Source organism: Halomonas sp. G15 (genome assembly GCF_021282295.1).
In the GTDB taxonomy this organism is placed as follows: Bacteria; Pseudomonadota; Gammaproteobacteria; order Pseudomonadales; family Halomonadaceae; genus Halomonas; species Halomonas alimentaria.
On sequence record NZ_JAJSPA010000022.1, the window covers coordinates 1 to 22,607 of the forward strand.

General features: G+C 64.8%; 18 protein-coding genes. 12 read left to right on the top strand and 6 right to left on the bottom strand.

Annotated features, from left to right (window positions below; genetic code table 11):
• Nucleotides 1-162 precede the first annotated feature (162 nt).
• Both LWH48_RS11400 and LWH48_RS11405 read left to right on the top strand, forming a co-directional pair.
• The gene (locus tag LWH48_RS11400; RefSeq protein ID WP_232912666.1) at nt 163-2,493 is read left to right on the top strand and encodes a VWA domain-containing protein; all 2,331 of its coding nucleotides are present in this window, start codon (nt 163-165) and stop codon (nt 2,491-2,493) included.
• Nucleotides 2,494-2,584: 91 nt separating this feature from the next.
• Entirely contained in the window at nt 2,585-2,923 is a 339-nt protein-coding gene (locus LWH48_RS11405) for a tryptophan synthase subunit beta like protein (RefSeq protein ID WP_232912667.1), read from the top strand.
• Between the two features lie 126 nt (nt 2,924-3,049).
• On the opposite strand, the gene LWH48_RS11410 is transcribed toward LWH48_RS11405, so the two are convergent.
• The 4 genes from LWH48_RS11410 to LWH48_RS11425 all read right to left on the bottom strand — a co-directional run bounded on the left by LWH48_RS11410 (nt 3,050) and on the right by LWH48_RS11425 (nt 7,941).
• The gene (locus tag LWH48_RS11410; protein ID WP_232912668.1) at nt 3,050-4,969 is read right to left on the bottom strand and encodes a bifunctional diguanylate cyclase/phosphodiesterase; all 1,920 of its coding nucleotides are present in this window, start codon (nt 4,967-4,969) and stop codon (nt 3,050-3,052) included.
• Nucleotides 4,970-5,003: 34 nt separating this feature from the next.
• On the bottom strand, nt 5,004-5,720 hold the full coding sequence (locus LWH48_RS11415; RefSeq protein ID WP_232912669.1) for a transglutaminase-like cysteine peptidase: 717 nt from the start codon (nt 5,718-5,720) through the stop codon (nt 5,004-5,006).
• 77 nt (nt 5,721-5,797) lie between these two features.
• Nucleotides 5,798-7,012, bottom strand: coding sequence for a 1-acyl-sn-glycerol-3-phosphate acyltransferase (locus LWH48_RS11420; RefSeq protein WP_232912670.1), 1,215 nt, complete (start codon nt 7,010-7,012; stop codon nt 5,798-5,800).
• A gap of 5 nt (nt 7,013-7,017) precedes the next feature.
• Entirely contained in the window at nt 7,018-7,941 is a 924-nt protein-coding gene (locus tag LWH48_RS11425; RefSeq protein WP_232912671.1) for a recombination-associated protein RdgC, read from the bottom strand.
• A 153-nt stretch (nt 7,942-8,094) separates the two neighbouring features.
• On the opposite strand from LWH48_RS11425, the gene LWH48_RS11430 reads away from it, so the two are divergent.
• From LWH48_RS11430 to LWH48_RS11465, 8 genes are all read left to right on the top strand, one after another.
• On the top strand, nt 8,095-8,514 hold the full coding sequence (locus tag LWH48_RS11430; RefSeq protein WP_232912672.1) for an acyl-CoA thioesterase: 420 nt from the start codon (nt 8,095-8,097) through the stop codon (nt 8,512-8,514).
• A gap of 134 nt (nt 8,515-8,648) precedes the next feature.
• Nucleotides 8,649-11,327 (top strand): DNA gyrase subunit A, encoded by a 2,679-nt coding sequence (gene gyrA, locus LWH48_RS11435; protein WP_232912673.1) that lies wholly within the window; start codon nt 8,649-8,651, stop codon nt 11,325-11,327.
• Nucleotides 11,317-12,465: a 3-phosphoserine/phosphohydroxythreonine transaminase gene (gene serC, locus LWH48_RS11440; protein ID WP_232912674.1), complete on the top strand. Its 1,149-nt coding sequence runs from the start codon at nt 11,317-11,319 to the stop codon at nt 12,463-12,465. Before gyrA ends, serC begins: the two co-directional genes overlap by 11 nt.
• Before the next feature lie 7 nt (nt 12,466-12,472).
• Nucleotides 12,473-13,564, top strand: a complete 1,092-nt coding sequence (pheA, locus tag LWH48_RS11445) for a prephenate dehydratase (protein WP_232912675.1) — start codon at nt 12,473-12,475, stop codon at nt 13,562-13,564.
• 3 nt (nt 13,565-13,567) lie between these two features.
• Nucleotides 13,568-15,862, top strand: coding sequence for a bifunctional prephenate dehydrogenase/3-phosphoshikimate 1-carboxyvinyltransferase (locus LWH48_RS11450; RefSeq protein ID WP_232912676.1), 2,295 nt, complete (start codon nt 13,568-13,570; stop codon nt 15,860-15,862).
• On the top strand, nt 15,859-16,557 hold the full coding sequence (cmk, locus tag LWH48_RS11455; RefSeq protein ID WP_232912677.1) for a (d)CMP kinase: 699 nt from the start codon (nt 15,859-15,861) through the stop codon (nt 16,555-16,557). Before LWH48_RS11450 ends, cmk begins: the two co-directional genes overlap by 4 nt.
• Nucleotides 16,558-16,737: 180 nt before the next feature.
• Nucleotides 16,738-18,414, top strand: coding sequence for a 30S ribosomal protein S1 (gene rpsA, locus LWH48_RS11460; RefSeq protein WP_161429881.1), 1,677 nt, complete (start codon nt 16,738-16,740; stop codon nt 18,412-18,414).
• A 362-nt stretch (nt 18,415-18,776) separates the two neighbouring features.
• A complete protein-coding gene (locus LWH48_RS11465; protein WP_161429880.1) occupies nt 18,777-19,157 on the top strand; it encodes a histone-like nucleoid-structuring protein, MvaT/MvaU family in 381 nt (126 codons plus the stop codon).
• A gap of 107 nt (nt 19,158-19,264) precedes the next feature.
• Here LWH48_RS11465 and LWH48_RS11470 read toward each other — a convergent pair whose 3' ends face one another.
• Entirely contained in the window at nt 19,265-20,074 is an 810-nt protein-coding gene (locus LWH48_RS11470; RefSeq protein WP_232912678.1) for a helix-turn-helix domain-containing protein, read from the bottom strand.
• Nucleotides 20,075-20,422: 348 nt separating this feature from the next.
• Between LWH48_RS11470 and LWH48_RS11475 the strand changes: the two genes are divergently transcribed.
• Nucleotides 20,423-20,719: a hypothetical protein gene (locus LWH48_RS11475; RefSeq protein ID WP_232912679.1), complete on the top strand. Its 297-nt coding sequence runs from the start codon at nt 20,423-20,425 to the stop codon at nt 20,717-20,719.
• On the opposite strand, the gene LWH48_RS11480 is transcribed toward LWH48_RS11475, so the two are convergent.
• Nucleotides 20,716-20,976: a YkgJ family cysteine cluster protein gene (locus LWH48_RS11480; protein WP_232912680.1), complete on the bottom strand. Its 261-nt coding sequence runs from the start codon at nt 20,974-20,976 to the stop codon at nt 20,716-20,718. The two genes, LWH48_RS11475 and LWH48_RS11480, sit on opposite strands and share 4 nt — an antisense overlap.
• Nucleotides 20,977-21,128: 152 nt before the next feature.
• On the opposite strand from LWH48_RS11480, the gene trhP reads away from it, so the two are divergent.
• The gene (gene trhP / locus LWH48_RS11485) at nt 21,129-22,553 is read left to right on the top strand and encodes a prephenate-dependent tRNA uridine(34) hydroxylase TrhP (protein ID WP_232912681.1); all 1,425 of its coding nucleotides are present in this window, start codon (nt 21,129-21,131) and stop codon (nt 22,551-22,553) included.
• The last annotated feature ends 54 nt before the right edge of the window (nt 22,554-22,607 follow it).

The window sequence follows — 22,607 nt, forward strand, 5'->3', positions numbered from 1 at the left end:
GGGCCTCGTCGACGTTGATATCGCTGATGGTCATATCACCGCATAGGTGTGCCGAATGATGCTGTGCACTATGCCAGAAAAATCAGCTGGTTGGCGATACCCCATCCGCAGCCACCTGAATAGTTACTCTACTTCTACGATAATATCAATGCCTCGGGGGCGTTGAATAATCAGACCGATGTCGATGATGCTCTGGCCAACTCTGTCGTGGCGGGTGTCAGCAGCTTTTCTATTGCTGTCAACACAAAAGGTGGCGCGGCAACCACTATTGACCTTCTCTTCACTGCCGTCGATGGTACGGCAGGCACGGCTTCTGTTGATATCGACCCCAACAACCCGAGTCAGCCTTCCCTTATTGACATTGATTCATCAGATGTCACCTGGGAGGGGGACGCTTCGGGCCTTGCCATTGCCTCGGTTGAGTTCCTTGCCGGAGATGTGGATTACCGTGTCGGCGGTGACGTGAGCTACACCGAAATCACCCCGGCTGACGTTGGGTTGGATCTGCCGGTGATCATCACCGATGCCGATGGTGATATGGATGACGGCAATATCACCGGCACTATCACCAGCGACGGTGAGGAGAACTCAATTGAGCTTACTGAAGTTCCGGATGAGTTGTATGTCGGTAGCAATGAGGATAATACCCGAACCACAGAGGGCGGAAACGATGTGCTCGTGGGTGATGTCGGTGGCAATAAAACCACTATCACCCCCGGACAAGACTACAATGTATCACTGGTGGTTGATTCATCGGGAAGCATTGCCAATCAGCTGTCACTGCTGAAGGATGCTCTCAAGAAATTGGCAGGCCAGCTCGTCAATCATGACGGCTCCGTCAATCTGCAGATCGTCAGCTTCGAGACGAATGCCGAGACGCTGCTGACGCTGAATGACATTACCAACACCGATGGGGCATTGAGCACGATCGAGTCGGCGATCGACGATCTGGATGCCGATGGTGGTACCAACTACGAGGCGGCCTTCCTAGAGGCCAAGCAGTGGTTTGACGGCCAGCAGAATGACTATGAGAACCTGACGTTCTTCCTGACGGATGGTGATCCGACCTACCATCTCGATGCATCGGGTGAGCCCACAAGAGATGGCAGCGGTTTGCAAACCAGTGTGGGTAATTTGCAGAACACTATCGATGCCTTCGGACCGCTGTCGGAGATCAGCACCGTTTATGGGATCGGTTTGGGCAGCAATAACGTCAACGAGGAGTATCTCAAGTTCTTCGATAATACCGAGGTTGTGGGGCAAGGTACCGCTCAGCTTGGTGTATCGGAAACTACTTTGGCTGACTTCTTTGGCTCGAACGATCCGCTCGATCACTCTAATAGCTGGAGTAAGCTTCCGGGGAGTGATTCTAGTGGTGGTGCGGGGAGGTATTACGGAAATTACCTGACAGTGTGGGATGGTTATGGGAATGCAGCGACTACTGTTGCTAGCGACGCCTTTGACGTCGATGTCGATGGTAGTCAGGTGGAGTTTGTTTATCGTACTTATGATTCATCTAGCAGTGATTCGTTTGGTTGGAAGCTGCAGAGGAAAAATGATTCCGGTCCGCAATGGGAGGATGTCGGCGGATTTGAAACATTAGAAAGAACCGGTTCGGGAACCAGTATTACCAGTGATGAGCTCTCCTCCGGTACATATAGGATCGTGTTCCGGGTTGAGGATAATAGCAGTTCTGGTTTGTCTGATCTGGATGTTGATGATATCAAACTCATTGCACCAAACCTGGTGGTCGGTCCGGTTGGAGAGCCATCGCTAATCGACACGGCCGAAGAGCTCGACAACGTCCTCGAGGGCGGCAGCACGCAACAGGTGCCAGCCGAGGTCGGTGACGATGTGCTTCGTGGCGGCGATGGTGAGGATATCTTGTTCGGCGATGCCGTGGAGCATCCCGATCAACCTGGCGAGGGCTTCCAGGGCATCCTGGATAAGCTCGAGGCTGAGCTTGGTCAGGTACCGACGAACGATCAGGTGCTGGATTATCTGAAGGATAATCACGAGTCGTTGGTGCTGCCTCAGGATCAAGGAGGGGACGACACTCTGATTGGCGGGGCCGGCGACGATATCCTGATTGGTGGTGCGGGGGCCGATACCTTTGCCTGGGAGTTTGGCGATGAAGGTGACGTTGGCGCCCCCGCCGAAGATATCGTCAGGGACTTTACCGTGGTCGGCGATACGGAGGACGGTCAGTTCGGCGACACAGACGAGCCGGATGCCGACCGCCTGGATCTCGCTGATCTCCTGCAGGATGAGGAGAATCACGATATTAGCGACTATATCTTCGCTGAAGAAGACAGCGGCAACGTCGTTTTGTATATCAGCTCTAATGGCTCGTTGGCCGGCGACAAGGGTAACGCCGATCAGACGATCACCCTGGAGGGCAAATCATTCGCCGATTTTGGTGGAGATGTCAGCGACAGTGCCGACCTGATCCAGCAGATGATCGATAGCGGTCAGCTCAACATCGACCAGTAACCCACGAGTGATCACCCTTTGCCCTGTCCGGTTCGCCGGGCAGGGTAGTTTGCTATCCTGCCGTGAAATGCCGAGGGAATGGGAGCGAGCCATGTACATCAAGCGCGACGGTGACGGTCGCATCGAGCTGGTCAGCCGGGAGAAGACCCAAGCATGCGAGGAGTACCTGGCGGCGGATTCGCCGGAGCTCTTGGCGTTCTTGACGGAAGGGGAGGCGAATCAGGGACGTGCTTACTTCCAGGCGACGGACCTCGCCTTCGTGCGGGTGCTGGAGGACGTGATCGAGCTGCTGATGGACAAGGGGGTGATCAGCTTCACCGAGCTGCCGGATGCGGCCCAGGAGAAGGTGATGGAGCGCCAGTCGTTGCGTCGTCGGCTCAATGGCCTGCGGCTGGTGGACTCGGAGGATGAGGAGAGCGGGGTGATCTGAGTCTCGTTCGAAAGCCACTGTCGGGGCGTCTGTCGGCGCCATTCGCCCGGGGGACCCGGCCTCCCACAACGAAAAGCGCCGCCTGGCTTGTTTGCCAGGCGGCGCTTCTCGTTATGTGGCCTGTGTTCAGCCGCCGGGTCGGTCGAGCTGGCGGATACCGGGGCCGGTGACGCCGTCGATGCCGAGCTCGTGGACCAGCTCGGACTCCTGCAGGCTGTCGACGCCCTCGGCGATGGCCAGGATGCCGATGGAGTGGCAGAGGGTGGCCATGCCGCGCAGCAGGGTCTGGCGTTCGGGGCTCTCGGCGATGCCCTTGACCAGCGAGGCGTCGATCTTGAGGTAGGCGAGCCCCAGGTCCTTGAGGTCGGAGATACGGCGGAACTCGCGACCGACATGCTCGAGGCCGAGCTTGCAGCCGAAGGGCTGCAGCTGGCGGCACAGGCTGCGGAAGCTCTCCAGGTCGTGGATCACCATGGCCTCGGGGACCTCGATCCACAGCTGGCGGGCGGCCTCGCGATTGCCCTGCAGCAGTCCGCTCAAGTCCATCACGAAGCGGCCGTCGTGCACCGAGGCGGGGGAGAGGTTGATGCCGAGTGGCTTGCCGTGACGGTTGATCTCGCGCAGCGTCTCCCGGGCCACCGCCAAATCGAGGCGGGCATCCAGGCCGAGCCGCGAGATCCACGGCATGAAGATGCCGGCCGGCCGCCACTCCCCCTTGAGACGCAGGCGCGAGGGGCACTCGAGGTGCAGCAGCTTGCCCTCGGCGTCGAGCACCGGGAAGCGGCCGAGGTAGATGCCGTCCTCCAGTGCCTGGGTCAGGGCCTGGCGCCATTCGGTATGGCTCTGGTAGAGCGGCAGGCGCTGTTGCCCCTCGGCCACCAGCTGGGCGAGGTCGCCACGGTGCTCGGCGGTGGAGAGCGCGCCGTCGAGGCTCGCCAGCAGGGCGCGCGGGCGGTCGCCCTGGGCGTAGGCGATCAGCGCCGAGGGCAGCCCGAGTCGGATTCCGTGATGATCCTGCTTGAGTGCGGCCAGCCGCTGGGTCAGCTCCTGGCCGATGACATTGGTATCGGTGTTGGCCGGCACCAGCAACGCGAAGTCGGTGCCGGAGAGGCGCCCGGCGATGCCCTCGCCGCGGATATCGCCGAGCTGCTCGAGGCTCTGGGCCAGGGCGTGCAGCAGCCTGTCGGTCTCGGCATGGCCGAGGTGTTCGCTGACCTCGCCCAGCTGCGCGACGCGTACCATCAGCAGGGTGCCAGTGGCACGGCGGTTGTTGCTCTCCAGCATGATGCGCAGCTGATGCATGAAGGCCTCGCGGTTGAGCACGCCGGAGACCGGGTCGTGCTGCAGGCGCTTGCGCAGCAGGTCGAGGCGCTCGCTCTCGCGGCCGAGCATCTCGGCCACCGAGCCGGAGAGCTGGTTCATGGCCTGCACCACCTCCTTGAGCTCACGGGTTCGCGGTTCGGGGGAGGTGGTGAAGCGACGGTCGCCGATGTCCCGGGCCTGTTCGACCACTTGGCGCAACGGGCGGCGGATGGTGCGCACGATCCAGGCCGCGAGCGCCAGGCTGATCACGCCGGCCAGGGCGAACCAGCCGATGAGTTCCAGGGTGCTCCGCCACAGCGAGCGATAGGCGAAGCTGTGCTGGCTCTCCAGGGTGAGGGTGCCGTACTGGTTCCAGCGATCCTGGATCACCGCGCGGCCGGCGGGCACCTCGAAGCTGACCAGATCAACGAACCAGCCCGGCACGTCGGCGACCTCCTCGGGACCCTCGCGCAGGTCGATGATCTCGCCCCCGGGGTCGCGCAGCTCGATGCGCCGGTAGTGGCCGGTATCGAACTGCGCCGCCAGCAGCAGGCCGATGGTGACCGGGTCCTTCTCCATCTGGCTCATGGTCAGCGCCAGGGCGTTGGCGTTGTCGCGGTTCTTGATCTCGACTTCCTGCTCGATGTAGCCACGGCTGGTGGTCACGCCAATGAACAGGCTGCCACCGAAGGCGAGCAGCAGCAGTATGATGACGGTGAGCCAGAGCTGCTTGATAAGCGACATGGTCGTTGTTCTCCCCACGGGTGTGGCACCCGGTTCAGATGAATCCCTGGTCACGCATGCGGTCGATGACCCCGCGCCAGCGCGAGAGCCGAGCCAGCGGGTCAGCGCGGGACTGGCTGCTGCCACCGGCCCAGAGCCCCTGGCTGTTGAAGCTGAAGACCGGGTCGAGGTCGGTGCGCTGCTCGGCGGGGGTGATCGACGGCACCAGGTTGTCGAGCACCAGCGGCTGGGCCGAAGGTGTCTCGTACCAGCCCAGCACCATGTGCGCCTGGGTGATGCTGCTGCGGCCGATACGCGCCTTTACATAGATCATGCGCAGCTGGTTGCCCGGCACCCCGAGCTGCTTGAGGGTGACGTACTTGGCGATGGAGTAGTCCTCGCAGTCGCCCTTGCCCTGGCCCAGCGTCTCCAGCGGCGTGGCCCAGTGATCCACCGGGCCCCAGTTCTTGTCGTCGTCCACCCAACGCACCCGCCGGTTGAAGAAGTCGTTGACCCCCTTGAGCTGGCTCTGCAAGTCGGCGCCCGCCAGGCGGTCGAGGAGCGTGAACCACTCCTCGAGCACGGCCACGCCGCTCTGGCCATACAGGCGCTGCATGCTCTGGCGCAACCGGGAGGGATCGAGATTGGCGTCGACGGCCGGGATCCGCAGGCCCAGGCCCGCGGCCAGCGCCATGCCGCCCAGCCCCGCCAGGAAGCGGCGACGCGCCGGCGAGGCGAGCGGGCGGTGCGAGGCGGGCAGGGCGGCTGACATGAAGGGCTCGAAGGGTGGATCAGTGTTTGCTGAAGTCTAGGTGGCCGGACACGGCATTGCGAGCCCCGTGACGGGGCTCAGTCGGCTTGTTGGTCCTGCTCGTCCTGCTCGGCAGCAGGATCGTAGGGTGCGCGGCCTGCCTTGTTGAGTACCGGGTTGGCGTACTGGGCCAGCCACCAGTCGCGCAGCTCGGCCGGCACCTGTTGCAGGCGGGCCTGGAAGCGGGCGCGGTCGGCGTCGGTGACCTCGCTCTGGTCGACCAGATCGGGGGCCTCGCCCAGCGTCTCCAGCGCCAGGTAGTGGCTGGGGAAGAGGTGATAGCCCTCGAGCACCTGGCGGTCGATCTCGGCGGCGACGGCATCCGGTGCGCCGAAGGAGGCGTCCAGCGGCGTCCCGAAGCTGAGCATGACGCGACCCTTGTGGCCGGTGATGCCGGCGACGATGGACTGGATATCCTCGTACTGCCCTTTCTCGTAGGCGCCGCTGGAGTGCAGCGCATGCAGTTCGCGGGCCTTCTGCACGTCGCAGGGGTCGTACTCGTAGCTGATCGCCACCGGCACCAGTCGCAGCTCGGCGATCGCCTCGCCCAGACTCGCCTGGCGATCCTCGGTACGGCGCGCCATGGTCATCATCTTGATGATCGCCGGGTCGGTGCGGTCGATGCCATCCTTGGCGCGCCCCTCACGCTGGGCCATCCAGATCGAGTGGTTGTCGGCGGTGATGGAGTGGCGGATATAACTGGAGAGCTTCTGGTAGGCGGCAAGCATCGCGCGCTTGCCACGGGCGCTGCGCGGCACGATGAAGCTCTTGTTCAAGCGCATCAGGTCGGTGACATAGGGCTTCTTGAGCAGGTTGTCGCCGATGGCGATGCGCACCGTATTGCGTCCGGCCAGGTAGAGGGCGTAGTTGACGAAGGCCGGGTCCAGCGAGATATCGCGGTGGTTGCCGATGAACAGGTAGGCGGTATCGTCGTTCAGGGCATCCAGGCCCTCGGTCTCGAACGCGTCGGTAGAGGTGCGAATCATCCGCTCCATATAGCCGGCGATGCGCTGCTGGAAGTCCCTGACGCTCGCCACGCCGCGCGCCTGCCGGCGCAGCGCCAGGCTGGCCAGGGTGCGCGAGAGGCCCGGCATGACGCGCGAGAGTCGTGGCAGGCGAAAACGGGTCAGGGCGTCGAGCAGTTCCGGCTCATGGGTCAGCCGCGCCAGTACCCCGGCGACCTCGTCGTCGTTGTAGGGGCGGATCTCGGCCCAGGGGTCCTGGGCGTCGCTGTCGGGTCGATTGTCGGTCATGGTGCTCAAGCGTCGCTTGCGGTGCCGGCCTCGCCGCCTAGCCAGGCGATAAGGCGCTCGGTGTTCTCGCCCAGGGCCTGGGCCATCAGCACGAAGTCGGTATCCAGGCGCAGCAGGGCGTCGTCACCGTCGTCGGTGGCGTTGGCCTCGTCGATCAGGGCGTCGCCGAAGCGCAGCGACTTCAGTGCCAGGTCGTCATGCAGCACGAAGCTTAGCCGCCCCTCGACCTCCACGGCCAGCTTGCTGGCCTGGCGTCCGCTCTCCAGCAACTGCTGGATCTCGTCGCTGTCGAGGTCCACCTGGCGGGCCCGCAGCACGCCGTCGTCGCCCTTGGCCTTGAGCTCCACCTGGTCGCCCATCACCAGGTCGGCGGGGCGCGAGGCGGGGTCGGTAAGCCACTGGGTCATGGCACGCATGGGCATCACCTGGGTCGCCAGCGGGGTGACCTTGAGGCTGCCCAGGGTCTCGCGCAGCAGGTCGAGGAGCTCCTCGGCGCGGGTGCGCGAACTGGCGTTGATACCGATCAGCCGGCGCCGGGTGTCCCACCATAGGTCGATCTTCTGGCTGCGCACGAAGGCACGCGGCAGTAGCTCCTCGACCACCTGCTCCTTGATGGCGATCTTCTCCTGGCGGCGCAGCTTGCGCCCCTCGCGCGTCTCCACCTCGGCGGCGCGCTCATCGACCTCCTCCTTGACCACGCTGGCGGGCAGCAGGCGTTCCTGGCGCAGCGCGCTAAGCAGGCGCTGCCCCTGCAGCTCGTGCAGGCGAGCAGTGTCGGCACGACCACCGGGGAAGGTCCAGCCCAGGCGGCGGGGATCCTGGCCACCCAGCGGACGGGCGGCCTGCTCGGCCAGGGCCTCTTCCAGGGTGGCGGCGTCCAGCTCGGGCGCGTCGTGCAGTCGATAAAGGTGTAAGTGCTTGAACCACATGAAGCATTTTTCCCGGAGAAAAGGGCTGCCATTATTACCGAAGGGGCGCAGGGGTACCAGCGTCGATCGCCGGAGAGGCGTAAAACGATTGTTTGAAGTTGAGGCGAATCGGTGCCTAGAATCGAGGCTTTCCCCCGGCAGGAGAGCTCCCCCATGGATAGCCGAATCTCTCGAACCTCGCTGCGCGTCCGCGGCTACCACCTCGATGGCTATGGCCACGTCAACAACGCCCGCTACCTGGAGTTTCTGGAGGAGGGACGCTGGGCTTACTTCGACGACCGGCCCGAGCTGTTTCGTCGCCTGCAGCGAGGCGACGTGGCCTTCGTGGCGGTGAACGTCAATATCGACTACTGCGCCGCGGCGGTGGCCGGCGATGATCTCGAGATCGCCAGCCGGATCTGCGAGCTGGGCAGGCGCAGTGCACGCATGGCCCAGGAGATCTACCGGCGGAGCGACGATGCGCTGGTGAGTCGCGCCACCATCACCTTCGTGCTGCTCGATGTGGCCGCCAATCGTGCCATCCCCATCGAGGGCGAGCTGCATGACCTGCTGGCCCCCCTCGTGCTGGAGTAGACCGGTGGGTCCTGGCTGGCACAGCCAACTCCCTTTGCCCGTGCCGGAGTGGTATGATGTGAGGCTGTTATGGCGCCCCAGGCAACGCCACGGCGGGCGGCCAACCTCCTGCAGTGCAAAGGATTCGACGACCCATGGGTGACATCGCCAGAGAGATTCTGCCAGTCAACATCGAGGACGAACTGAAGCAGTCGTACCTCGATTACGCGATGAGCGTGATCATCGGCCGGGCGCTGCCGGATGTGCGCGATGGCCTCAAGCCGGTTCACCGGCGTGTGCTGTTCGCCATGCACGAGCTCGGCAACGACTGGAACAAGCCCTACAAGAAGTCCGCCCGTGTGGTGGGCGATGTCATCGGTAAGTATCACCCCCACGGTGACAGTGCCGTCTACGACACCATCGTGCGCATGGCCCAGGACTTCTCCATGCGCCACGTGCTGGTCGATGGCCAGGGCAACTTCGGTTCCATCGACGGCGACAGCGCCGCGGCCATGCGTTACACCGAGGTGCGCATGTCGCGCCTGGCCCACGAACTGCTGGCCGACCTGGAGAAGGAGACCGTCGACTGGGTCGACAACTACGACGGTACCGAGCGCATCCCCGAGGTGCTGCCCACCAAGGTCCCCAACCTGCTGATCAACGGCTCCTCGGGCATCGCCGTGGGCATGGCGACCAATATCCCGCCTCACAACATGGGCGAGATCATCAACGCCTGCCTGGCGCTGATCGACGACTACACCCTCTCCGTCGATGACCTGATGGAGCATATCCCCGGGCCCGACTTCCCCACCGGTGGCATCATCAACGGCCGTGCCGGCATCCTCGAGGCGTACCGCACCGGCCGCGGGCGCATCTATGTGCGTGCCTGCCATACCATCGAGCATGACGACAAGAGTGGCCGCGACCATATCATCGTCAACGAGCTTCCCTACCAGGTGAACAAGGCGCGTCTGATCGAGAAGATCGCCGAGCTGGTCAAGGAGAAGAAGATCGAGGGCATCGCCGAGCTGCGCGACGAGTCCGACAAGGACGGCCTGCGGGTGGTGATCGAGGTCAAGCGCGGCGAATCCGGCGAGGTGGTAGTCAACAACCTCTTCGCCCAGACCCAGCTGCAGACCGTCTTCGGCATCAACATGGTCGCCATCGACAACGGCCAGCCGAAGATCCTCAATCTCAAGGAGATCCTCGAGGCGTTCATTCGCCACCGCCGCGAAGTGGTCACCCGGCGCACCCTCTATGAGCTGCGCAAGGCTCGTGAGCGCGGTCATATCCTCGAGGGCCTCACCGTCGCGATCTCCAACATCGACGAGGTCATCGAGCTGATCAAGGGCTCGCCCAACGCCGCCGAGGCCAAGGAGAAGCTGCTCGCCCGCACCTGGCCGCCGGGGCAGGTCACCGGCATGCTCGAGCGGGCCGGGGCCACCTCCTGCAAGCCCGAGGACCTCGAGGAGGGCTTCGGCCTCGACCAGGCCGGCAGCCAGTATCGCCTGTCGCCGGCCCAGGCTCAGGCCATCCTCGAACTGCGCCTGCACCGCCTGACCGGGCTGGAGACCGAGAAGCTGCTCGACGAGTACCTGGGCATCCTCGAGAAGATCGCCGAGCTGATGGCGATCCTGGCCTCCGCCGAGCGCCTGCTCGAGGTGATCCGCGAGGAGCTGATCGCGGTGCGCGACCAGTTCGGCAATCCGCGCAAGACCGAGATCCAGGCCAGCCACCTCGACCTCTCCATGGAGGACCTGATCGCCGAGGAGGACATGGTGGTCACGGTGTCGCGCACCGGCTACGCCAAGACCCAGCCGCTCTCCGACTACCAGGCCCAGCGCCGCGGTGGTCGCGGCAAGTCGGCCACCGCCATGAAGGACGAGGACGTCATCGAGCACCTGCTGGTGGCTTCCACCCACGATACCGTGCTGCTGTTCTCCAACCGCGGTAAGGTCTACTGGCTCAAGGTCTACGAGATGCCGGCGGCCAGCCGTGGCTCGCGGGGCAAGCCGCTGGTCAACATGCTGCCGCTGGACGAGGGCGAGGCGATCAACGCCATCCTGCCGGTGCGCCACTATGACCCGGACAACTACATCTTCTTCGCCACCGCTCGCGGCACGGTGAAGCGCACCAGCCTCGAGCAGTTCTCGCGGCCACGCAGCGTGGGCCTGATCGCCATCGACCTCGAGGAGGGCGATCGCCTGATCGGCGCCGCCATCACTTCGGGCTCCGACCACGTCATGCTGCTCTCCTCCAACGGCAAGGCGATCCGCTTCGAGGAGGGCAATGTGCGTGCCATGGGCCGCACCGCCCGCGGCGTACGCGGCATGCGCCTGCTCGATGATGCCGAGGTGATCAGCCTGATCATCCCTCAGAGCCAGCAGATCGATGCCGAGGCCGACGTGGAAGCGGAGGGCGAGGAGGGCGCCGCCATCGAGCACGCCAATGGCGGCCAGATCTATATCCTCACCGCCTCCGAGAACGGCTACGGCAAGCGCACCCGCCTGGAGGAGTTCCCGCTGCGCGGCCGCGGCGGCCAGGGTGTCATCGCCATGCAGACCAGTGAGCGAAACGGCTCGCTGGTTGCCGCCATGCAGGTCTACTCCTCCGACGAGATGATGCTGATCACCGACCGCGGCACCCTGGTGCGGACCCGCGTCGACGAGGTCTCGATCACCTCGCGCAACACCCAGGGCGTGATGCTGATTCGCCTGGGCAACGACGAGAAGCTGGTCAAGACGGTGCGTATCGACGAGCCCGAGGAATCGGAGGAATCGGGGACAGACCCCCATTTCGATGAAAATAACGGAGATCAGCACGATGGGGAGTAACGGAAATGGGGGTCTGTCCCCCATTCGCCACCACAACTTCTGCGCCGGTCCCGCGGCGCTGCCCACCGTGGTGCTGGAGCGGGCCCGCGACGAGATGCTCGACTACCGCGGCCATGGCCTCTCGGTGATGGAGATGAGCCACCGCTCCCCGGAGTATGTCGCCATTGCCGAGAAGGCCGAGGCGGATCTGCGCGAGCTGCTGGCCATCCCCGCCAACTACAAGGTGCTCTTCACCCAGGGTGGGGCGACCCAGCAGTTCGCCGCGGTGCCCTACAACCTGCTCGGTCAGGGAGGCAGCGCCAACTTCGTCGATACCGGCATCTGGAGCCGCAAGGCCATCGCCGAGGCGCGCCACCTGTTCGGTGACGTCCGGGTAGCGGCGTCGAGCGAAGCCGACGGCAATACCGCGGTGCCGCGCCCGGAGCAGCTCGAGCTCTCCGGTGACGCCGCCTACCTGCACTACACCGCCAACGAGACCATCGGCGGCCTGGCCTTTGACTATATTCCCGGCAGTGAAGGTGGCGGGCCGCGCCGGCCGGACGGCAGCGAGGTGCCGCTGGTCTGCGACATGTCCTCGTCGATCCTTTCCGGCCCGCTGGATGTCTCGCAGTTCGGCATCATCTATGCCGGTGCCCAGAAGAACATCGGCCCGGCCGGCCTGGTGGTGGTGATCGTGCGTGATGACCTGCTCGACCGCGCGCGGCCCGACATGCCTTCGCTGTTCGGCTACAAGGCCCTGGCCGAGGCCGGCTCCATGGTCAACACCCCGGCCACCTATAGCTGGTACCTGGCGGGGCTGGTGTTCGAGTGGCTTAAAGATGATATCGGTGGGCTCTCGGCCATGGAGGCGATCAACGCCCGCAAGGCCGCCAAGCTCTACACGGCCATCGACGCCAGCGCCCTCTACTCGAACCCTATCGCGCCGGTCAACCGCTCACGCATGAACGTGCCCTTCGTGCTTGCCGACGAGCGCCTGGACAAGCCGTTCCTCGCCGAGGCCGAGCAGGCCGGGCTGTTGAACCTCAAGGGTCACCGCAGCGTGGGGGGCATGCGCGCGAGCCTCTACAACGCCGTGCCCGAGGCCGCCGTGGATGCGCTGATCGACTTCATGGCCGATTTCGAAAACAGAAGGGGCTGATAAAACCATGAGTGACACCCCCATCGATCTCGATGCGCTGCGTGACCGCATCGACGACCTGGACAGCCAGCTGCTGACGCTGATGAACGAGCGCGCCGAGTGCGCCCAGCGGGTCGCCCAGGCCAAGACCGCCGCCGACGCCGGGGCGGTATTCTATCGCCCCGAGCGGGAAGCCCAGGTGCTTCGCCGGATCATGGCGCTCAACAAGGGGCCGCTGGATAGCGAAGAGGTGGCGCGGCTGTTCCGCGAGATCATGTCCGCCTGCCTGGCCCTGGAACAGCCCATCAAGGTCGCCTACCTGGGGCCGGAGGGCACCTTCACCCAGCAGGCCACCCTCAAGCACTTCGGCGAGAGCGCGGTCAGTTTGCCCATGGCCGCCATCGACGAGGTGTTCCGCGAGGTCGAGGCCGGCGCGGTCAACTACGGCGTGGTGCCGGTGGAGAACTCCACCGAGGGAGTGATCAACCACACCCTGGACTCCTTCATGGACTCCGGCCTGCGCATCTGCGGCGAGGTGGTGCTGCGCATCCACCATCACCTGCTGGTGAGCGAGACCACCCGCCAGGACAAGGTCTCGCGCATCTACTCGCATCCGCAGTCCTTCGCCCAGTGCCGCAAGTGGCTCGACGCCCACTATCCCCAGGCCGAGCGGGTGCCGGTCTCCTCCAATGCCGAGGCGGCGCGCCTGGTCAAGACCGAGTGGCACAGCGCGGCCATCGCCGGTGACATGTCGGCCAAGCTCTACGGCCTCACCCGGCTCGCCGAGAAGATCGAGGATCGCCCGGACAACTCCACGCGCTTTTTGATCATCGGCAACCAGGACGTGCCGATGTCCGGCGAGGACAAGACCTCCATCGTGGTGGCCATGCGCAACCAGCCGGGTGCCCTGCACGACCTGCTGGAGCCGTTCCATCGCCACCAGATCGACATGACCCGCCTGGAGACCCGCCCCTCGCGCAGCGGCGTGTGGAACTATGTGTTCTTCATCGACTTCAAGGGCCACCGCGACGAGCCCCGTGTCGCCGCGGTGCTGGAGGAGGTGCGCCTGCGTGCCGCCGAGGTCAAGGTGCTGGGCTCCTACCCCGTCGGCGTGCTCTGAGGCATGGCATCACTGGTGAAACAGCCGGTCACCGAGTCCCGCATCCTGATCGTCGGGCTCGGCCTGATCGGCGGCTCCCTGGCCGCGGCCCTGCGCGCCGCCGGGTTTCGGGGCACCATTCTCTCTTGTGGCCCCGACCCGGACGAGATCGCCCGCGGCATCGAGATGGGCCTGATCGACGGCGGCGACACGCGCCTCGAGAACGTCATCGACGGCGTCAGCCTGGTGGTGCTGGCGGTGCCGGTGCTGGCCATGCGCGGCGTGATGAGCGAGCTCGCCGGCCTGCTCGGGCGCGCCGCTCCCGAGGTGGTGATCACCGATGTGGGTAGCACCAAGGCCGCCATCCGCGACTGCGCTATCGCCGCCTTCGGCCGCGTGCCGCCGACCCTGGTGCTCGGCCATCCCATCGCCGGCTCCGAGAAGAGTGGCGTGGCGGCGGCCAATCCCGAGCTCTATGTCGACCACAAGGTGATCCTCACGCCCGAGCCGGATACCGACCCGGCGGCGCTTGCCCGCGTGCGCGCCCTGTGGGCGGCGTGCGGCGCCGAGGTGCTGGAGATGGACGTGGCGCGCCATGACCAGGTGCTGGCCCGTACCAGTCACCTGCCGCACCTGCTGGCCTTCTCGCTGGTGGATACCCTGGCCCGCCAGGACGAGCGCCTCGAGATCTTCCGTTACGCCGCCGGGGGCTTTCGCGACTTCACCCGTATCGCCGGAAGCGATCCGGTGATGTGGCGCGATATCTTCACCGCCAACCGCGATGCCGTGCTCGCCTCCCTCGACGACTTCGAGGCCGGTGTGGCGCGGCTGCGTGGCGCCGTGGAGCGCGGCGATGGCGATGCCATGCTGGCGACCTTCGATCGCGCCAGCCACGCCCGGCACTACTTCGAATCCCTGCTCAATAAGACCAGTTATCAGGCGGAATACCAGATGCAACAGCAAGGCAAGCTGCGCTACCGGGTGAGCCCCGGCGGCGCCGTGGTCGGACGCATCCGCGTCCCCGGCGACAAGTCGATCTCCCACCGCTCCATCATGCTCGGCGCCCTGGCCGAGGGGGTCACCGAGATCAAGGGCTTCCTGGAGGGCGAGGACAGCCTGGCGACCCTGCAGGCGTTCCGCGAGATGGGCGTGGCCATCGAGGGCCCCCACCAGGGCCGCGTGACCGTCCACGGTGTGGGCATGCACGGCCTCAAGGCGCCCTCCGGCCCCCTCTATGTGGGCAATGCCGGCACCGCCATGCGCCTGTTTGCCGGGCTGCTGGCCGGCCAGGCCTTCGATACCGAGCTGACCGGCGACACCTCGCTGACCAAGCGCCCCATGAACCGGGTGGCCGATCCGCTGCGCCTGATGGGTGCCGAGATCGACACCGCCGAGGGCGGCCGCCCGCCGCTGCATCTCCATGGCGGCCGTGCGCTCAAGGGCATCACCTACGACATGCCCATGGCCAGCGCCCAAGTGAAGTCCTGCCTGCTGCTCGCCGGCCTCTACGCCGAGGGCGAGACCCGCGTGCGCGAGCCGGCACCGACCCGGGATCATACCGAGCGCATGCTGACCGGGTTCGGCTACGCGGTGCATCGTGAGGACGATACCTGCTGGCTCGAAGGTGGCGGCAAGCTCACCGCGGCCCCCATCGACGTGCCCAGCGATATCTCCTCGGCCACCTTCTTCCTGGTGGCGGCGGCGATCACCCCCGGCTCCGACCTGGTGCTGGAGCATGTCGGCATCAATCCGACCCGCATCGGGGTGATCAATATCCTCCAGCTCATGGGGGCCGACCTGCGCCTGACGAACGAGCGTGAGGTGGGCGGCGAGCCGGTGGCCGACCTGCATATCCGCTACGCTCCCCTCAAGGGCATCGAGATCCCGGTGGATCAGGTGCCGCTGGCCATCGACGAGTTCCCGGCGCTGTTTATCGCCGCGGCCAACGCCGAGGGCACTACCCGACTGCGTGGTGCCGAGGAGCTGCGGGTCAAGGAGTCCGACCGGCTGCAGGCCATGGCCGACGGACTGGCCGCCATCGGCGTCGAGCACAGCCTCTACCCGGACGGTATCGATATCGTGGGCGGTGACAATGTCGAGGGCGCCAACGACTCTTCGCCAAGCTATGGCGGCGGGCGCATCGACAGCCTCGAGGATCACCGCATCGCCATGGCGTTTGCCATCGCCGCCCTGCGTGCCAGTGGGGAGATCATCATCGATGACTGCGCCAACGTTGCCACCTCCTTCCCCGGGTTCGTCGACCTGGCGCGCAAGGTGGGTCTGACACTGCAGGAAGAGTCGAGCGAGGAGGGCGCATGAGTGAATTCCGGACCCAGGCACCGGTGCTGGCCATCGATGGCCCCGGCGGTGCCGGCAAGGGCACCATCAGTCGCCTGGTCGCCGAGCGGCTGGGCTGGCACCTGCTGGACTCCGGCGCCCTCTATCGCCTGACCGCCCTGGCCGCCGGCAAGCACGGCGTGTCCTTGGAGGATGAGGCGCGGCTCGCCGAGGTGGCGCGCGGTCTCGATGTGGTGTTCGTGGCCGAGGCCGACTCCACCCGGGTGCTGCTCGAGGGCGATGACGCCACCACCACCATCCGCACCGAGCAGGTGGGCGACGCCGCCTCGCGGGTCGCCGCACTGCCCGCGGTGCGCGAGGCGCTGCTGAGCCGCCAGCGTGACTTCCGCAAGCCCCCCGGGCTGGTGGCCGACGGGCGTGACATGGGCACGGTGGTATTCACGGAGGCGCCGCTGAAGATCTTTCTCACCGCGAGTGCCGAGGAACGCGCCCATCGCCGCCAGCGCCAGTTGCGAGAGGCCGGGGTGGATGCTAGTCTATCGAGTCTTTTGAAGGAGATTCAGGCGCGCGACGCCCGCGATATGCAGCGCAGCGTGGCGCCACTCAAGCCGGCCGATGACGCCATCACGCTTGATACCACGCGCCTGACGATACCGGAAGTGGTGGATCGGCTGACGGAGCTCCTGACCCAACGCGGTCTGCTCCCCGACGCCTGAAACTCCCTTGCGGCGCCTCCGGCAGCATGTGATGACGTGGCTCGGCACCGTTAGCCGAGAGCCGAGCCAGGTCGAACCAGCGCCAACATCTCCGGGGGTTTGGTGAATAAGGCCCGCACTCGCTGGTGGTGCGGAGGAAGCGGCTCCGCCGCACTTTAACGTTGATCACGTAGGAACATCATGAGCGAAAGCTTTGCTGAACTTTTTGAACAGTCTCTCCAGGACATCAACATGGAGCCCGGCGCCATCGTCGTGGCTACCGTCGTCGACATCGAGGGTGACTGGGTCACCGTCAATGCCGGCCTGAAGTCCGAAGGTCAGATCCCCTCGGCCCAGTTCCGTGACGAGAACGGCGAACTGGCCATCGCCATTGGCGACGAAGTGCACGTCGCCCTGGAAGCCGTCGAGGACGGTTTCGGCGAGACCCGCCTCTCCCGCGAGAAGGCCAAGCGCGCCGAAGCGTGGAAGGTGCTGGAAGCCGCCTTCGAGAAGGACGAGATCGTCAAGGGCGTGATCAACGGCAAGGTCAAGGGCGGCTTCACCGTCGACGTCGACTCCATCCGTGCCTTCCTGCCGGGTTCCCTGGTCGACGTGCGTCCGGTGCGCGACACCACGCACCTCGAGAACAAGGAACTCGACTTCAAGGTCATCAAGCTCGACCCGAAGCGCAACAACGTTGTCGTTTCCCGTCGCGCCGTGCTCGAGGCCGAGAACAGCGCCGAGCGTGAGGCCCTGCTCGCCACCCTGCAGGAAGGCCAGCAGATCGTCGGTATCGTCAAGAACCTCACCGACTACGGCGCCTTCGTCGACCTGGGCGGCGTCGATGGCCTGCTGCACATCACCGACATGGCCTGGAAGCGCATCAAGCATCCCAGCGAGATCGTGGCCGTGGGCGACGAGATCACCGTCAAGGTGCTCAAGTTCGACCGCGAGCGCAACCGCGTCTCCCTGGGCCTGAAGCAGCTGGGCGAAGATCCCTGGGTCAACATCAAGGATCGTTACCCGGAAGGCACCAAGGTTCACGCCACCGTCACCAACCTCACCGACTACGGCTGCTTCGCCGAGCTGGAAGAGGGTGTCGAGGGTCTGGTCCACGTCTCCGAAATGGACTGGACCAACAAGAACATCCATCCGTCCAAGGTCGTCCAGGTCGGCGACGATGTGGACGTCATGGTCCTGGATATTGACGAGGAGCGTCGTCGTATCTCCCTGGGTATCAAGCAGTGCACCGCCAATCCCTGGGAGACCTTCAGCGCCACCTACAACAAGGGCGATCGTGTTGCCGGCACCATCAAGTCGATCACCGACTTCGGCATCTTCATCGGCCTGGAAGGCGGCATCGACGGTCTGGTTCACCTCTCCGACATCTCCTGGACCGATACCGGCGAAGAAGCGGTTCGCCAGTTCAAGAAGGGTGACGAGGCCGAGGCCGTGATCCTCTCCATCGATCCGGAGCGTGAGCGCATCTCGCTGGGCATCAAGCAACTCGATACCGATCCGGTCTCCGAGTTCCTGGCGGTCAACGACAAGGGCTCCATCGTCACCGGCCGCGTGGTCGAGGTCGATGCCAAGCAGGCCCAGGTCGAGCTGGCTACCGATGTCGTTGCCGTGCTCAAGGCCTCCGAGATCAGCGCCGACCGCGTCGAGGATGCTCGCAACGTCCTGAACGAAGGCGACAGCGTCGAGGCCCGCATCATCGGTGTCGATCGCAAGAACCGTCAGATCAACCTCTCCATCAAGGCCAAGGATCAGGACGACACTCGTCAGAACCTGAAGAAGCTGCGTGAAGAGGCGCCCGAGAGCGGTGGCCCGACCACCATCGGCGACCTGATCAAGCAGCAGATGGGTCAGGACTGATCGGAAGCACGCTTCCGACGGACAAGAACCGCCGCCCTTCGGGGCGGCGGTTTTTTTTAGGGGGCACATATGCGAAGTCACCTTGCGGCATCGGCGGGCCCCTTTGCTGTTCGGCTGTTGGGTGAACTCTGGATTCAGTAAATCGTCCAGACGACATTCACGGCGTCGGTGCCCAGGAGTTCAACTTCCTCGGGTTGCTTGGCAACTCATCCGGTGGACTCCATGAAATGTTATCGCCCTTATAAAGTGCGACAACTTGCTTCAATCGGATAACTCGCCCAGACTATTGCAATAAGACGTTATTACCACACATAATGCTTCCCCGTTGTTTCCCGCCAAACCCGCATCAAGGAAAACACTAGATGTCACTTCTTAACGAATACATGCAGATGGAACAGCAGCTGAAGGAACTCCAGTCCAACCTGGACAAGCTGCAGAACGACAAGCGTCTCCAGAGCGAGCTCGAGTTCAAGGACAAGCTGGAAACGCTGATGAAGGAGTACGACAAGAGTGCCGCGGACGTCATCGCGCTGCTCGACCCCAAGCCGGCGGCCTCAGCCCCGAAAGCGGCGGCTTCCTCCGCCACCGGCACGCGCCGCAAGCGCAAGTTGAAGATCTACAAGAATCCCAACACCGGTGAAGTCGTCGAGACTCGCGGTGGCAACCAGAAGACACTCAAGGCCTGGAAGGACGAGTTCGGTTCCGATACCGTCGAGTCCTGGCTGGTGCGTGTCGAAGAGTAAGCTCGGAGTTATCGACTCGGTACCGGATTGTGATTTGCAGTCCGGCGAGCATGAAAAAACGGCGCCTTCGGGGCGCCGTTTTATCGTTGCAGTCTCGCCGAGCCCGGTCAGCCTGTCTCGAGCAGGGGCAACTGGAGTTCGACCCCCGCGTCACTCTTTACCAGGCGTATCGGCTCGCCACTGTAGTGCTCGGACATCTCAGGCAGCGTTGCCAACACGCCCGCCAGCATGGGCTCGAGCCGGGCGGGGTCGGGAAGGTCGAGGCAGGCAACCCGTGCCTCTGGCAGCTGGAGCAGTCGCAGCGACGGCGGAATTGCCAGCGAGTCTGCCGCCCGGCCATCCACCAGCACCCCGATATCGCGCCTGGGTAGCGCGGCCTCGGGACCCATGGCATACAGCAGCATGATCGCCGCTGCCCGTTCGGGGGCGCCCGGCAAGGGCAGCTGATAGCCGTTGAGGCTCTCGTGCCAGCTGTCCGGTGCAGGGAGGGCGGCGCCCGGCTCATACTGGCGTGCGACCACTGCCGAACAAGGCGCTATTCGCTGTATGCGTGGTGAAAGCTCCCCGCCTGCTTCGCTGGCCGCCTTTGCCAGTGCCCTGCGTCCCGACTGGCGGTGTTCCCGCGGGGTGCAGCGGAAGCGGCGCAAGAAGGCGCGACTGAAGGCCGAGTGGTTGGTGTAGCCGCTGCGCCTGGCGACTTCCCGAATGCCGAGGGGCGTATGGACCAGCAACCTGCCGGCCTTTTCGAGACGCAGGGACTCTCGATAGGCGCTGGGTGACATGCCGAAGTACTGGCGGAAACGCCGCCTGACCTGGGAGGTGGAGTAGCCCAGTCTCTCGGCCAGCGCTGCTATGCTTTCCTGGCTCTCCAGGGTGTCCTGCAGCCAGATCTCTGCTCGCACAATTTCATTGAACATTGTCTGGCCCTGTTCCTTGCGATGATCCCATCCGGGCGTGGTTCGGCCCTCTTTTTGCGAGGCCGTTGCTGGGGCCTCACATTCCGGGGCGTGGTCGCGAGTCGCGCCTGATTCCTTTATGCGTTCTAAGCAACAACAAAGGCAAGTTTGGAATACACTTTTGCGCGCTGTTGCATAGTTTCACTGTTCCCGGTCACAGTCTGGATCAAGGGCGTAATTCCCGGGTAATCCTGGAGAGGGGGAGGGTGGCCTTAGCGATAGCGGTGAAGAGGGGTATAATCGCGGTTTCCCCACTCGGGCGGACGTGCCGCGCGCTCTTCCCGTTCGCCCGCTACACGACGATCAGGCATGAAACATCACACACCACGCAACGCCATGGGCGAGCGCGATAAGCTTCGCCAGTTCCGGGAACTCGACGACGCCTTCGCCGAGGCACTACGCGAGCTGGACTCTTCTCCAGCGGCCGAGCCACCCGCCGAACTCGAAACCAGGCAGCCAGCGGCGGCGGAGGAGGAGGTCGCACTGGCCGAGTCTGGTGAGGATTTCGAGCAGCGTCTCGAGGCGCTGATGGCGGAGTACGAGCTCTCTGCCGAGCGCGTCAGGGAGCTGTTGCAGACCCTTCAGCGCTTCGACCGGATCGCCTAGTCGGTCGCCAGCTCCAGGGCGGCGATGCGCTCGAGCGCCTGGTCGCGGTGGTTGCCACACAGCTCGCCGTCGAACTCGAAGCGAGCGCAGACCACCGGACGGCGCGGATCGCCGAACAGCCGGCAGAGGTTGGCGTCGTCGAGCTGCACGCAGCGCACTCCCGCCGGCTTGCCGTTCGGCATGCCGGGAATCGGCGAGGAGATCGAGGGGGCAATGCAGCAGGCGCCACAGCCCGGGCGACAATCGTCGTTGCTCATCTGATGCACCAGCCCTGCGCAGGTGGGTCGTGAAGGCGCCATCCTACATCAGCTCCCGACTCGCTGCAGGGTGGCCCGCGTCGCTGCTATAATCCGCACCCCTTCATTCCCTGCGCCCCCGGGCGCCATCGTCCTGACAACGGTGATCCCACATGCAAGCTCCCGAACTGCTCTCCCCGGCGGGGACGTTCAAGAACATGCGCTACGCCTTCGCCTATGGCGCCGATGCCGTCTATGCCGGCCAGCCGCGCTACTCGCTGCGCGTGCGCAATAACGACTTCAAGATCGACAACCTGCACAAGGGCATCGCCTATGCCCATGAGCGGGGCAAGCAGTTCTATGTGGCCTCGAATATCGCGCCGCACAACAGCAAGCTGAAGACCTACCTGCGTGACATGGAGCCGGTGATCGAGGCCGGCCCGGATGCGCTGATCATGTCCGACCCGGGCCTGATCATGATGATCCGCGAGCGCTGGCCCGAGCAGGTGATCCACCTCTCGGTGCAGTCCAATGTAGTCAACTGGGCGGCGGCCCGTTTCTGGCAACAGCAGGGCATCAGCCGCATCATCCTCTCGCGTGAGCTGTCACTTGAAGAGATCGCCGAGATCCGTGCCGAGTGTCCCGACCTCGAGATCGAGACCTTCGTCCATGGCGCGCTGTGCATCGCCTACTCCGGGCGCTGCCTGTTGTCGGGCTACTTCAACCATCGCGATCCCAACCAGGGCACCTGCACCAACGCCTGTCGCTGGCAGTACAACACCGTGGCCGCGGCCCATGACGAGACCGGCGACCTGGTCCCGGCCAACTCGGCCGCGGCGCACGCCGCCAGCGGCCTGTGGACCCCGGGAGAGGGAGGCGCCCAGGGTGGACTGATCGCCTCCGGCGGCGGCGGCACTCGCCACAGCACCGCCACCGCCGGTGGAGTGGAGGGCCAGGACGAGCTTTCGGCGCTGATCGAGGATGCCACCCGCCCCGGCGAGCTGATGCCGATCTTCGAGGACGAGCACGGCACCTACATCATGAACTCCAAGGACCTGCGCGCCGTCCAGCACGTGCCGAGGCTCACCGAGATGGGCGTCACCTCGCTGAAGATCGAGGGGCGCACCAAGTCCCACTACTATGTGGCGCGCACCGCCCAGGTCTATCGCCGTGCCATCGACGACGCCGTGGCCGGCCGTCCCTTCGACATGCGCCTGATGGACGAGCTCGACAACCTGGCCAATCGTGGCTATACGGAGGGCTTCTATCGCCGTCATGTCCACGACGAGTACCAGAACTACGAGCGCGGCAACTCCGTGGGAGTGCACCAGCAGTTCGTCGGCGAGGTGATCGGCTACGACCCCGACCGCGGCGTGCTCGAGATCGACGTCAAGAACCGCTTCGAGGCGGGAGACAGCATGGAGCTGATGCTGCCCGGCGGCAATCGCCGCTTCACCCTCGAGCATATCGAGAACCGGCGCGGCGAATCCGTGGGCGCCGCCCCCGGTTCCGGCCACGTGGTGCGCATCCCGGTGCCCGGTGAGGCGATCGCCCCCGAGCGTATCGAGTTCGCGCTGCTGATGCGCGACCTCGACTGACCCCGGTGCGGGTCTTCTGTCTCGGTCTGTCGCTGGGTGGCGACAGCGGAATCC